Source organism: Actinomadura rupiterrae (genome assembly GCF_024172125.1).
Lineage (GTDB): Bacteria > Actinomycetota > Actinomycetes > Streptosporangiales > Streptosporangiaceae > Spirillospora > Spirillospora rupiterrae.
The window spans coordinates 359753-371286 of the sequence record NZ_JAMZEA010000004.1 but is presented as its reverse complement, the minus strand read 5'-3'; the positions used below and the strand labels follow the sequence as shown (position 1 = coordinate 371286).

Genomic DNA, 11534 nt, shown 5'->3' with positions numbered 1-11534 from the left:
CACTATGGCGCTTCTCGACCTGCAGGGCCTCCAGGCCCCCACCGCTTCCGGCGGTGCCAGCGGCGGCAGCGGACTGACGGTTCTGACCTGCCAGTCGCACACGCCGAGCAACCTCAGCCTCGCGCTCTGCCACTGAGCCCAGGCAACCGGGCGCACCAGCCCGGCCGGCCGCCCCTGAGCCGACCGTCCGGGACGCCCACGCCGCCGTGTGCGGTGCGGTGACCCCGCGCCGCACGCGGCGGCACTCCCATGCCCCTCCGCCGCCTCGGCCCGAGACCAAGGCGAGCCGACCCGACCCGAGCCCAACCGACCCGAACCGACCCGAGCCCAAGCGACCCGAACCGAGCCCGACCGACCCGAGCCCTCGACACCCGGAAGGAGCGCGCCGATGCGGACGATGGCGGCCGCCGACCGGACAGTGGCGCGGACGACTCGCGACGGCGGCCTCTGGACGGCGGTCCTCGCCCTCGGCGCCCTCGGCGGGGCCGCGCTCCAACTGCTGCTGCCGTCCGCGATCGGACGTGCGATCGACGGCCTCGTCTCCGGGAACGCCTCGCATGACCGCTGGACGTTCGTCGCGGCGGGCGTCGTCGCCGGGATCGCGGCCTGCGAGGTGCTGACGGCCTGGGCGACCGGCGTCACCGGCGCCGAATCGGCCGCCCGGCTGCGCCGCGTCCTGCTCGACCGCGTGCTGGGCGCGGGACCGGCGATCACCCGGCGGCATCCGGAAGGCGACCTCGCGACCCGGACCGGGCTCAACGCGGAGGAACTCGGCCAGGCGCCGGCCGCGCTGGTCACCGCGGCCGCGCTGCTCATCCCGACCGTCGGGGGACTGGTCGCGCTCGCGTTCATCGACCTGTGGTTGCTCGGCGCGCTGGTCGCCGGGCTGGTGGTGATCACGTTCGTCCTGCGCGGGTTCCTGCGCGCCACGACCGTCCACGCTGCCGGGTACCAGCGGACGCAGAGCGACATCGCTGGCCGCCTGACCGACGCGCTCGCCGGGATTCGCACGATCGCCGCCGCCGGGACGGCCGATCTGGAGGCCCGGAGGATCCTCACGCCGCTTCCCACGCTGCGCGAGCACGGGCTCCGGCTGTGGCGCGCCAATGCGCGGGCCGGTGTCCAGGCGGGGCTGGCCGTCCCGTTGCTGGAGGTCGTCGTCCTCACGGTCGGGGGATGGCGGCTCGTCTCGGGCGGACTGACGCTGGGCGCGCTGTATGCGGCGGCCCGATATGCGGTGTTGGGGGCGGGCCTTTCTGGAGCTCTCGGCCAGGTCGGGCAGCTCGCCCGGTCGCGCGCCGCCGCCGCGCGGGTCAACGAGGTCCTCTCCGAACCCGTCACCGCCTACGGCAATCGGACGCTTCCGGACGACCGTCCAGGAACCCTGGAATTCCGGGACGTCACGGTCGGCACGCCGGACGGCGAAGGCCTCCGAGGCGTCGACTTCGTCGTTCCCGGCGGCGCGGCCACGGCCGTGGTCGGACGCTCCGGAGCCGGCAAGTCCCTGCTCGCCGCACTTGCGGGCCGACTCCTAGACCCGGACGAGGGGACCGTCCTGCTCGACGGCGTTCCCTTGCCCGAGCTTTCGCGCGCCGAACTGCGAGCGGCCGTCGGCTACGCCTTCGAGCGGCCCGTCCTGCTGGGGGAGACCGTCACGGATGCGGTCGCGCTCGGTCTCTCGCGAGGTGGCCTCGCGGGCGCGCATGAGGAACGAGTGCTGAGCGCCGTTTCCGCTGCGCGCGCTGACACTTTCCTAGAGCGGCTTCCGTCCGGCTATGACACCGCCCTAGAGGACGCCCCGATGTCCGGCGGGGAAAGCCAACGCATGGGCATCGCTCGTGCGCTCGCGCAGGGGGAGCGCCTGCTCGTCCTGGACGACGCGACCTCCAGCCTCGACACCGTCACCGAACGCGAAATCGGCGCGGCCCTCACCGGCGCAGCGGACGGCCGGACCCGCCTCCTCGTAGCGCACCGGATCACCACGGCCGCTGAAGCCGACCACGTCCTGTGGCTGGACGGCGGCCGCGTCCGCGCGCAGGGCCCTCACGACGAACTCTGGCAAGCGCATCCGGGATACCGAGCGGTCTTCGCCGAGGACGCCCCGCCAGACCAGCCGGCATGCCTCCGCGAGGAGGACGGCCTCGACGGCGAGGCGTCCGTCCACGAACGTCCTGCTGAGGGGGACGGATGAGTTCCTCGCGGCGGTTCATTGTCCGGGCGCTGGTGGCCGATCCGCCCTCGGTGCTGCGCGTCCTCGCGTGGTCGGTCGTGGAGGCCGCGCCCGCGCTGCTCGTCGGGCAGGCGGTCGCGCGCGCGATCGGCGACGGGTTCGCGGCCGGGCACCCGTGGGTCGGGACGGGCTGGCTCGCGGCGCTCGCGCTGGTGTGGGGCGCGGCGGCGGTCGGCGCGCGTCAGGTCGTCCTCGCGGTGGCGGCGATCGTCGAGCCGTTCCGCGACAGGTTGCTGACCAGGGCGGTCACCGGGACGCTCCGGAACGCCGCCGCATCCGGCCGCCCGCCGGGATCGGCGGCCGTCGCGCGCGTGAACCTCCAGGTCGAGCTGGCCCGGGACGCGCTCGCCGCGCTCGTCACGGTCGTCCGGTCGTTCGCGTTCACCGCGGGCAGCGTCGTCCTCGGGCTGGCCACGTTGGAGCCGCTCGTCCTGCCGTGGGTGCTGCCGCCGTTCATCGTCGGCCTGCTGCTGTTCGTGGCGTCGCTGCCCGCGCTGGCCCGGCGGCAGCGCGACTACCTGCTCGCGGACGAGCGGACGGTCGCCGCGACGGCCGAGGCGATCGGGGGACTTCGGGACATCGCGGCCTGCGGCGCCGAAGACCGGGTCGGGGACGGCGTCCGCGAACGCGTGGACACGCAGGCGGCGGCGGGCCGGGCGCTGGCCGGCGTGACCGCGTTGCGCACGGTTGCGCTGACCGTCGGCGGCTGGGCCCCCGTCGTGCTGCTGCTGATCGCGGTGCCCTGGCTCGGACGCCACGGCGTCGGCGCGGCCGTCGCGATCGGCGCGCTCACCTACCTCACGCAGTCACTCGTCCCCGCCTTCAGCGGATTGGTTCGCGGCCTCGGAGTCAGCGCCGTCCGGCTTCGTGTCGCTGTGGACCGGGTCCTGACGGCATCGGCTTCATCGGCTTCATTGGCTTCACCTGCGGAAACTCGTCCGGGGGTGTCGGCCAGGGCTATCGGGGTGGGCAGAGTTGAGTTGCGCGGGGTGACGGCGGCCTACCGTCCGGACGCCCCACCCGTGATCGATGCGCTGGATCTGGACGTCCGGCCGGGCGAGCACCTGGCGGTCGTCGGACCGAGCGGGATCGGGAAGTCCACGCTCGCCGCGCTCATCACCGGCATGCTGCGTCCTCGCGACGGAACGGTCGAGATCGATGGGATCCCGGCGGATGCGGTCGAGACGGATATGCGGGTGTTGATCCCGCAAGAGGCGTACGTCTTCCGCGGCACCGTCCGCGAGAACCTGGCCTACCTCACGCCCGCCGAGACGGCATTTGAGCAGGCCATGGCCGCGGTCGGCGCGGACGGGCTGGTCGCCCGGCTCGGAGGCTTGGACGCCGAGATCGATCCCGGCGCCCTGTCGGCAGGTGAGCGGCAGCTGATCGCGCTGACCCGCGCCTACCTCGCATCCGCGCCGCTGGTCGTCCTGGACGAGGCGACCTGCCACCTCGATCCCGCCGCCGAGGCCCGCGCCGAGACGGCCTTCGCGCGCAGGGGTGGCACCTTGATCGTCGTCGCGCACCGGATCAGCTCTGCCCGCCGCGCCGACCGTGTCCTGCTGATGGACGGCACGCGCACGCACCTTGGAACCCATGACGAGCTGGTCCGATCCACACCCGCTTATGCCGCGCTGGCCGGGCACGACCGGCGGCGGCCCGGCGACCGCGACCGCGAACCCGAACGGGAGCTTGCCCCATGAACCGTCCCGAAGCCGAGCGTGGCCCGGTCGTCGAGGAGCTGCACGGTCACCGCGTCGCCGACCCGTACCGCTGGCTGGAGGATCCCGACGCGCCGGCCACCCGCGCCTGGCTGGACGCCCAGGACGCGGCATACCAGGACGATATCGACGCATCCCTCCGGGACGCGTTCCGCGAGCGGCTCGTGGAGCTGGCCGACACCGGCACGGTCAGCGCTCCCGTCTGGCGCGGCGAGCGGCGCTTCACGCTGCGTCGCGCCGCAGGTCAGGAGCACGCCGTGCTCTCCGTGGCGGACGGCGGCGGCGCGCCCAGGACGCTGGTCGACCCCGCCGCGATCGATCCGTCCGGTGGGACGACGCTCGACGCCTGGCGGCCCGACCCGTCCGGGCGGCTGCTGGCCTGCCAGCTCTCGCAAGGCGGGACGGAACGGGCCGAACTGTACGTCCTGGACGTCGAGACCGGCGAGGCGGTCGACGGACCGCTCGACCGCTGCCGCTACTCGCCCGTGGCCTGGCTGCCGGACGGAAGCGGCTTCTACTACGTGCGCGCCGAGCCGGACGACGAGATGATGCGCCGCGTCCGGCTGCACCTCGTCGGCGAGCCGCCCGAGCACGACACCGCCGTCACCGGACCGGCCGCGACGCACGGCGTCGGCATCAGCGAGGACGGCCGCTGGCTCGTCGTCTCCACGGCGGACGGCGTCGAACCGCGCAACGACCTGTTCGTGGCCGATCTCGCGTCCGGTGACCTGTCCGAACCGCGGTTCCGGGTCGTCCAGAAGGGGGTGGACGCGCGCGCCGCCGCGATCGTCGGACGCGACGGACGCCTCTACATCGTCACCGACCTCCACGCGCCGCGCGTCCGGCTCTGCGTCGCAGACCCCTCAGAACCGGACGTTTGGACGGACCTGATCCCCGAGGACGAAGGCGCCGTCCTCACCGATTTCACCCTCCTGAACGACCTGGTCGCCGTCACCCGCGTCCGGCAGGGGACGGCCGAACTGACCCTGCACGACGCGCTCACGGGGAAGCGCGTATCGGACATCCCGCTTCCGGGGCCCGGCGTTCTCGGCCCGCTGGCGGCACGTCCCGGCGGCGGCCACGAGCTCTGGTTCACCCACAGCGGCATCGTCACGCCCGAGACGGTCTGGCATTACGACACGCGCACCGGAACGCCGGCGCTCTGGGAGGCGTCGCCGGGCTCGCCCGTCCTGCCCCCGATCGAAACGCACCATCTGACCTGCACGTCGGCCGACGGCACGCCCGTCCGGATCACGATCATCGCCCGTCCGGACGGCGCGGAGGACGGGCCGCGCCCGGCGATCCTTTACGGCTATGGCGGATTCGGGATTCCGGTGACGCCGACCTACGCCGCCGACTCGCTGGCCTGGGTGGAGTCCGGAGGCGTGCTCGCCATCGCGCACCTGCGCGGCGGCGGCGAGGACGGCACCGCCTCGCACCGCGCCGGGATGCTCGGCAAGAAGCAGCGCGTCTTCGACGACTTCCTCGCGGTCGCCGAGCGGCTCGTCGCCGACGGCTGGACGGCCCCGGACCGGCTCGCGATCTGGGGCGAGTCCAACGGCGGCCTGCTCGTCGGCGCGGCGCTGACGCAGCGTCCGGACCTGTTCGCCGCGGCCGTCTGCGTCGCGCCGCTGCTGGACATGCTGCGTTACGACCTGTCCGGAATGGGCGCCGCCTGGCACAGCGAGTACGGCTCGCCCGCGGACGCCGAGGCCTTCGAGTGGCTGCACGCCTACTCGCCGTACCACCGCGTCCGGCAGGGCGTCGACTATCCGGCCACCCTGTTCGCGGTCTTCGACGGCGACTCCAGGGTCGACCCGCTGCACGCGCGCAAGATGTGCGCCGCGATGCAGTGGGCGAGCGCCGGCGACCGGCCCGTCCTGCTGCGTCGCGAAGCGGGCGTGGGGCACGCCGCGCGCTCGGTCGGACGCTCGTTCGACCTGGCGTCCGAACTGCTGGCCTTCGTCGCCCGCCACACCTCCGCCGTAGTCGCACCGACCTGACCCCTGGCCCCTGTGGCGAGCGGTGAGGTCTGGGCCGCTGATGCCCTGCGCCGGAGGGGGACATCCGACCGCAAGCCAGGACGACTGGCTTGGGCAGGACGACTGGCTAGGGCGGGACGACGGGTTGGGGCAGGACGACAAGCTGGGGCAGAGCGACGGGTTGGAGTGGGACGGCGGGCTCGGGCAGGACGGCGGGCTCGGGCAGGACGGCGGGCTCGGGCAGGACGGCGGGCTCGGGCAGGACGGCGGGCTCGGGCAGGACGGCGGGCTCGGGCAGGACGGCGGGCTAGGCAGGACGACGAGCGGGGCGGGGCGTTAGCGTTCGGGGCGGTATCGGCGGCGTGAGCGGGACGTTCCGTTCCAGAGCCAGCCGTTCTCCTCGGCTATCGCGACCGCTTCCAACCGGGTGCGCGCGCCGACCTTGGAGACGATGCGGGCCAGGTAGTTCCGGACGGTCCCGGCGGCCAGGAACAGCGACCGGGCGATCTCGGCCACCGTCGCGCCGTCCGCCGTCGCGCGCAGGACGTCCAGCTCGCGCGGGGTCAGCGGGCTCTGCGACGCGGTGAGCTCGGAGAACGCCAGGTCGGCGTCGATGACCCGCTCGCCGTTGGCGACGTCGCGGATCGCCTGGACGAGCCGGGCGGGCGAGGTGTCCTTGAGCAGGAAGCCGCCCGCGCCCGCGGCGGCGGCGCGGCGCAGGTCGCCCGGGCGGCGGTGCTCCGCCATGATGATCACGGCGCAGTCCGGGACCCGTTCCAGCAGCATCGCGCCGGTGTCGATGCCGTCCAGGTCGGGCAGGCCGAGGTCCACGAGCGCCACCTCCGGACGGCAGTGCGCCGTCGCGGCGAGCAGCTTGCTCCCGCAGTCCACGGTCTCGACCACGCTGATGTCGGGCTCGCCGTCGAGCAGGGCGACCAGCCCGCTGCGGAACAGGTGCACGTTCTCGGCGATGAGTACGCGGATCACATTCGCCTTCCCGGGATCGTGACCTGCCTTGACGGGGGATCGGCGGCGATCTCGGAGAGTCGGTCAGGGCATGAAGGGGCAGCACGGAAGGGCATCATGTCGTCGCCTCGGGGTGGGCTGGGGGCGCGGCAGACGCAAGCGTGCTGGAGACGACTGCCCACGTCAAATGCGATATGTCGGAAATTGTTCCGGCGACATACCTTCCAGGTGAGAATCTTCGTGCCTACCGTCGCGTAGCGTGTCCGCCCGCACACCCCGGACCATAGGCGATCACGCTCCGGCAGCGGCGGACGTAGCAGGGCGTACTGGGGCGGCCGAAACCGGTCACTGACCGATACCGATCGGTATTCGAATACCGCGGGAATTGCAGCGGCCGGTCAAACGCCGCGGTGGCGCCTCCGGCCACCGCGATCGCTATTCCAGAACGTTGTTCATGGCGAATTGGCGCCGGGTTTTCCCGGCGCCCGAAGACTTGGTCAGGACGAACGCGCCGTGAACAGCGCGCGTATCGAACAAGGCGGCGTCCCATGTTCGATGCGTGCGGCCTCGCGCTGAACAGCGGCTCGGCGCCGCGAACGCCACATCCACGACGCCGCGGCGTCCCGCTTCTGTCATCCGGACCGTCCGCCAGGACCGTCCAATAGGCCCCCTTCACGCCCCGCCCCCACCTGCCCGCCACGGCGCCGCCCGCCCCGCCGCCGCGCCAGCCGCCCCGCCGCCGCGCCAGCCGCCCCGCAGCGGCCACACGCCCGCCTCGCCACGGCGCTGCCTGCCGCCGCCACGGTGACGGGCGGTCGCCCCGCCACACCGCCGCCTGCCTCGCCACGCCGCCGCCTGCCCCGTCACGGGCGATGTCGGTAGGGCCAGTGGGGCTCACTCCCGGGAGAGGTTGGCCTTTGCCGTCTCGTAGTCGCCCGTGGGGGCCGACTCGTCCTTCGTATAGACGAGGTGCACGACACCGGTCTTGAACGTCGTCGAGGACAGGAGCTTCAGCGGCAGCGAGGCGCCGGCCTCCTCGAACAGCCGCATCCCCTGCCGGACCGCGATCGGGTGGACGAACAGGTGCAGCTCATCCAGCAGCCCCGCTTCCAGCAGTTCCCGGACGATCGACACCGAACCGCTCATCGCGATGTCCGAGCCCGGTTCCTGCTTCAGCGCGGTGACGCCTTCGACCAGGTCCCCTTGGAGCAGCTCGGAGTTGCGCCACGTGAACTCCAAATTCTGCCGCGACACGACGACCTTGCGCGCGTCCCCGAGCGCCTTGGCCATCCCCGCGTCCTCGCCACCCGCGGTCTCGCGCTCCGGCCAGGCCTCGGCGAAGCCCTCATAGGTCTTCCGTCCGAGCAGGACCGTGTCCGCGCCGCCGAGCTGCTCGGTCACCGCCTGGCCCATCTCCTCGTTGAAGTACGGGAAGTGCCAGTCCTGCGGGTCCTGCACCACGCCGTCCAGCGCGATGAACAGCCCTGCCGTGATCTTCCGCATCGAACCACTCCTCACGGGAACATCTGTCTCCTCTACAGACCGTCCCCGCGCCCAGATCTCATCGAACCCGCCATGTCCGCCGCGGCGAGGGGGAGCTGCCGGCGGGCGGTTCGCCAGATTTGGGGGAGGTCGAGCGATTCCACGGTCCAGGACTCCGTGCGGATGCGGCCGCGGCGCCGGTAGTGCCGCATGATCTCCACGTGCGGGCGCCAGCCGACGAAGGCCCGCAGCGACGCCTCGTCCGTCCAGACCGAGACGGAGCCGACGGTGCGGCGGAGGGGAGCGGTCCAGAGCCAGAGGCCGACCGCGCCGTCCAGCTCGGGCCAGCCGCGGCGGAGGCGCAGGCCGGCGCGGGCGATGCCCGGGAGGTCGAGCGCGCGGTCGGCGGTGAACTCGGTGAGGCTGACGAGCAGCGGTCCGGCCGAGCCCGCGGCGGGCCCGGCGGACCAGTGCGAACGCAGGATGTCCATGAGCCGGACCGTAATCCGCCCGACCGGCCCATCAGAAGAGCCAATATTTGGCTATCCGATTAGACCAATCCCTCATGCGTGCGCGCGCAGGCGCTGGACGGCGGCGGCGATGCCCTTCCTGTCGTAGCTGCTGATGGGCATGGTCGCCGCATGGGCGTGGCGGACGACGCCGTCCGCGTCCACCAGGACGCTGCCCGACTGCTGCATCGAGCCGAACATCTTCCGGTTCAGCCCGAGCATCTCGTGCGGCGTGCCGCTCCGGCCGACCAGGACCCGGAACGGGACGCCGCGCTTCGCCTTCCACGCGGCCGCCTCATTACGGTCCGCCGGAACGGCGATGCACACCTCGACGCCGTTCGCCGCGTACTCCTCGCGGGACCGGACGAGGTCCTGGACGTGCCGGTTGCAGATCGGGCACGACGCCGACCGCATGAAGTAGATCAACGTGGCCTGTCCGGACAGGCGGACGGCCTGGCCGTCGGTGTCCTCCAGCGCGACGTCGGCGGGCGCGGGCGATCCGGTTTCGAGCATGGCGAAATCCCCTTCTCGGGTCTGTCGGAACAAGGTCGGAGCGCGAAGAGCGCCAGGTCAGGACTGGGAGGAGTCCGCCAGGTCGGGACTGGGAGGAGTCCGCCAGGTCGGGACTGGGCGGAGTCCGCCAGGTCAGGGGCGAGCGGAGTCCGCCAGACCGAGGCGGAGCCGGGTTCGGGCGCGGTGCAGATGGGACTTCATCGCGGCGTTGCTCAGGCCGAGCGCCTCCGCGACCGTCCGCCCGGGATAGCCCAGGACGTCCCGCATGATGAGCACTCGCCGCTGGACGTCCGGCAAGTCCTGGATCGCCCGCGCGACGAGCTCGGCCTCCATCCGCCGGAGCGCCTCGTCCTCGGCGGACGTCGCCAGCCCGGGCTCGACGTCCTCGGGCGGGACGACCAGCATCCGCGCCCGGCGCAGGCACTCGTTTCGGACGATCCGGAACATCCACGAGGCCAGCGCCCCGGTGGCGCGCAGCGTGCCGATCTTCCGGTACAGGATGATCAGCGCCTCCTGCGCCGCGTCCTCGGCGTCCTGGGGGGAAGCGCACAGGTGCTCCGCGAACCGCCGGACGTGCGCGTGCGCGCCGTACAGCACCTCGGCGATCGACTCGCGATCACCGTCCTGCGCGGCCCGGATGAGCTGCGCACTAGCCCAGCCCCGCTCAGCCACGCCCGCCCCCCCGCCGCCGCCGCTCCCAGCGCGCCGCCACCCGCGCCTAGCGCGACGTCACCCGCTGCGCCCGGCGCGCCGTCGCCCGCTGCGCACGGCAGACCATCACCCGCGCCCGCTGCGCCCCGCCCGCCCATTGCCGTCTCCTCTTCGCTGTGCCCAACGCCCGTAAGAGGCAGCCGGACCGCAAAAGGATTCACCCTGGAGCCGAAGTTCAGGACTTTCCGAGGATCCGCCGGACCGCCGCGTCCACCAGATCGTGCGCCTCCTCCTCGGAGAAGATCCCGGGCAGGGTCAGCCGCTCCAGGATCAGCCAGTTCAGCGCCATGTACAGGAGCAGCACCGTCGTCGCGTCCCCGGGCAGGTCAGAGGCCTCCTGGTGGGCGATGTTGGCGTCGATGTCCGTGCGGATCCGCTCGGTCAGGACGTCCCGGAGCTCCGGCCGCCGCGTCGACTCCAGCCGCAGCTCCAGCAGCGCGAGGTATCCCGAGTTGAAGGACGACACCCGGTCGACCACCTCGTGCATCAGCTCGGCGTAGCGCGCCTCGTCCTGCGTGCCCTCCCGGCTGCGGGCCATCGTGGCCTCGTCGGGCAGCAGCCGGTCGTAGATCCGCCCGCCGATCTGCGTGAACAGGTCGTCCCGGTTCGCGAAGTAGTTGGACGCGGTGCCCGGCGGGACACCCGCCTCGGTGTCCACCGCGCGGAAGGTCAGCCCGCGCGCGCCCTCCCTGGCCAGCACCTCGATGGCCGCGTCGATCAGCGCCAGCCGCCGCTCCGGATTCGTCCGCACCTTGACACCACTCCATCCGTAGTACTACGGTCAAAACCACTTCAAGCAGAGTACTACGGCAGGAGCGCATCCATGCGAAAGCTCGTCTACTACGTCGGCGCCTCCCTCGACGGCTACATCGCCGGCCCGTCCGAAGAGATCGACTTCTACCCGCTCAGCGCCGAGATGTCCGCCTGGATCGGCGCCACCTACCCCGAGACGATCCCCGTCCAGGCGCGCGCGCACTTCGGCGTCGAAGGCGTCCCCAACGCGGCCTTCGACACCATCCTGATGGGCCGCGGCACCTACGAGCCCGGCCTCCGGATCGGCCTCACCAGCCCCTACCCCCACCTGCGCCAGTACGTCGTCTCCACCACCCTGGAGATCGACGACCCGTCCGTCCGCGTCGAGTCGGACGACCCGCCGGCCCTCGTCCGCCGCCTGAAGGCCGAGGACACCGGCAAGGACATCTGGCTCTGCGGCGGCGGCAAGCTGGCGGGCGCCCTCCTGCCGGAGATCGACGAGATCGTCCTCAAGACCTACCCCGTCATCGCCGGCACCGGCATCCCCATGACCGCCGGCCCCTTCGACCCCACCCTCTTCACCCCCACCCGCCGCCACACCTTCGAAAACGGCGCCCAAACCACCTGGCTAACCCGCGCCTGACCCAAGCCCGCCGCGGCCGGGCGC

Annotated in this window: 12 protein-coding genes; 6 read left to right on the top strand and 6 right to left on the bottom strand. The window is 72.7% G+C overall.

The features are described 5' to 3' along the window. Positions 1-4: 4 nt before the first annotated feature. The 5 genes from FHU30_RS14715 to FHU30_RS14695 all read left to right on the top strand — a co-directional run bounded on the left by FHU30_RS14715 (position 5) and on the right by FHU30_RS14695 (position 6273). Positions 5-136 carry a SapB/AmfS family lanthipeptide gene (locus tag FHU30_RS14715; RefSeq protein WP_253876103.1) on the top strand — a complete coding sequence of 44 codons (132 nt, stop codon included), beginning with the start codon at positions 5-7 and terminating at the stop codon, positions 134-136. A gap of 252 nt (positions 137-388) precedes the next feature. Beyond that, positions 389-2191 (top strand): ABC transporter ATP-binding protein, encoded by a 1803-nt coding sequence (locus tag FHU30_RS14710; RefSeq protein WP_253876100.1) that lies wholly within the window; start codon positions 389-391, stop codon positions 2189-2191. Next, positions 2188-3933 carry an ATP-binding cassette domain-containing protein gene (locus tag FHU30_RS14705; protein ID WP_253876098.1) on the top strand — a complete coding sequence of 582 codons (1746 nt, stop codon included), beginning with the start codon at positions 2188-2190 and terminating at the stop codon, positions 3931-3933. The genes FHU30_RS14710 and FHU30_RS14705 overlap by 4 nt, the downstream gene beginning before the upstream one ends. Beyond that, complete coding sequence (locus FHU30_RS14700) at positions 3930-5954, top strand: prolyl oligopeptidase family serine peptidase (RefSeq protein ID WP_253876096.1); 2025 nt, start codon at positions 3930-3932, stop codon at positions 5952-5954. The genes FHU30_RS14705 and FHU30_RS14700 overlap by 4 nt, the downstream gene beginning before the upstream one ends. A 40-nt stretch (positions 5955-5994) precedes the next feature. Continuing rightward, the gene (locus FHU30_RS14695; RefSeq protein ID WP_253876095.1) at positions 5995-6273 is read left to right on the top strand and encodes a hypothetical protein; all 279 of its coding nucleotides are present in this window, start codon (positions 5995-5997) and stop codon (positions 6271-6273) included. Here FHU30_RS14695 and FHU30_RS14690 read toward each other — a convergent pair. The 6 genes from FHU30_RS14690 to FHU30_RS14665 all read right to left on the bottom strand — a co-directional run bounded on the left by FHU30_RS14690 (position 6270) and on the right by FHU30_RS14665 (position 10865). Continuing rightward, on the bottom strand, positions 6270-6920 hold the full coding sequence (locus FHU30_RS14690) for a response regulator (RefSeq protein ID WP_253876093.1): 651 nt from the start codon (positions 6918-6920) through the stop codon (positions 6270-6272). The genes FHU30_RS14695 and FHU30_RS14690 overlap by 4 nt on opposite strands. An 873-nt stretch (positions 6921-7793) precedes the next feature. Next, positions 7794-8402, bottom strand: a complete 609-nt coding sequence (locus FHU30_RS14685) for a dihydrofolate reductase family protein (RefSeq protein WP_253876092.1) — start codon at positions 8400-8402, stop codon at positions 7794-7796. Positions 8403-8434: 32 nt separating this feature from the next. Beyond that, positions 8435-8872 carry a hypothetical protein gene (locus tag FHU30_RS14680; protein ID WP_253876090.1) on the bottom strand — a complete coding sequence of 146 codons (438 nt, stop codon included), beginning with the start codon at positions 8870-8872 and terminating at the stop codon, positions 8435-8437. 72 nt (positions 8873-8944) lie between these two features. Beyond that, on the bottom strand, positions 8945-9403 hold the full coding sequence (locus tag FHU30_RS14675) for a peroxiredoxin family protein (RefSeq protein WP_253876088.1): 459 nt from the start codon (positions 9401-9403) through the stop codon (positions 8945-8947). Between the two features lie 132 nt (positions 9404-9535). Next, positions 9536-10075 (bottom strand): RNA polymerase sigma factor, encoded by a 540-nt coding sequence (locus FHU30_RS14670; protein ID WP_253876087.1) that lies wholly within the window; start codon positions 10073-10075, stop codon positions 9536-9538. A 214-nt stretch (positions 10076-10289) separates the two neighbouring features. Beyond that, a complete protein-coding gene (locus FHU30_RS14665; RefSeq protein ID WP_253876085.1) occupies positions 10290-10865 on the bottom strand; it encodes a TetR/AcrR family transcriptional regulator in 576 nt (191 codons plus the stop codon). 72 nt (positions 10866-10937) lie between these two features. Here FHU30_RS14665 and FHU30_RS14660 point away from each other — a divergent pair, with 72 nt between their 5' ends. Beyond that, complete coding sequence (locus FHU30_RS14660) at positions 10938-11510, top strand: dihydrofolate reductase family protein (protein WP_253876083.1); 573 nt, start codon at positions 10938-10940, stop codon at positions 11508-11510. Positions 11511-11534: the final 24 nt, after the last annotated feature.

Coding starts and splice junctions, on each gene's coding strand:
- FHU30_RS14715 (WP_253876103.1), top strand. CDS start 5: ATGGCGCTTCTCGACCTGCAGGGCCTCCAGGCCCCCACCGCTTCCGGC.
- FHU30_RS14680 (WP_253876090.1), bottom strand. CDS start 8,872: ATGGACATCCTGCGTTCGCACTGGTCCGCCGGGCCCGCCGCGGGCTCG.
- FHU30_RS14675 (WP_253876088.1), bottom strand. CDS start 9,403: ATGCTCGAAACCGGATCGCCCGCGCCCGCCGACGTCGCGCTGGAGGAC.
- FHU30_RS14660 (WP_253876083.1), top strand. CDS start 10,938: ATGCGAAAGCTCGTCTACTACGTCGGCGCCTCCCTCGACGGCTACATC.
- FHU30_RS14685 (WP_253876092.1), bottom strand. CDS start 8,402: ATGCGGAAGATCACGGCAGGGCTGTTCATCGCGCTGGACGGCGTGGTG.
- FHU30_RS14710 (WP_253876100.1), top strand. CDS start 389: ATGCGGACGATGGCGGCCGCCGACCGGACAGTGGCGCGGACGACTCGC.
- FHU30_RS14705 (WP_253876098.1), top strand. CDS start 2,188: ATGAGTTCCTCGCGGCGGTTCATTGTCCGGGCGCTGGTGGCCGATCCG.
- FHU30_RS14695 (WP_253876095.1), top strand. CDS start 5,995: ATGCCCTGCGCCGGAGGGGGACATCCGACCGCAAGCCAGGACGACTGG.
- FHU30_RS14700 (WP_253876096.1), top strand. CDS start 3,930: ATGAACCGTCCCGAAGCCGAGCGTGGCCCGGTCGTCGAGGAGCTGCAC.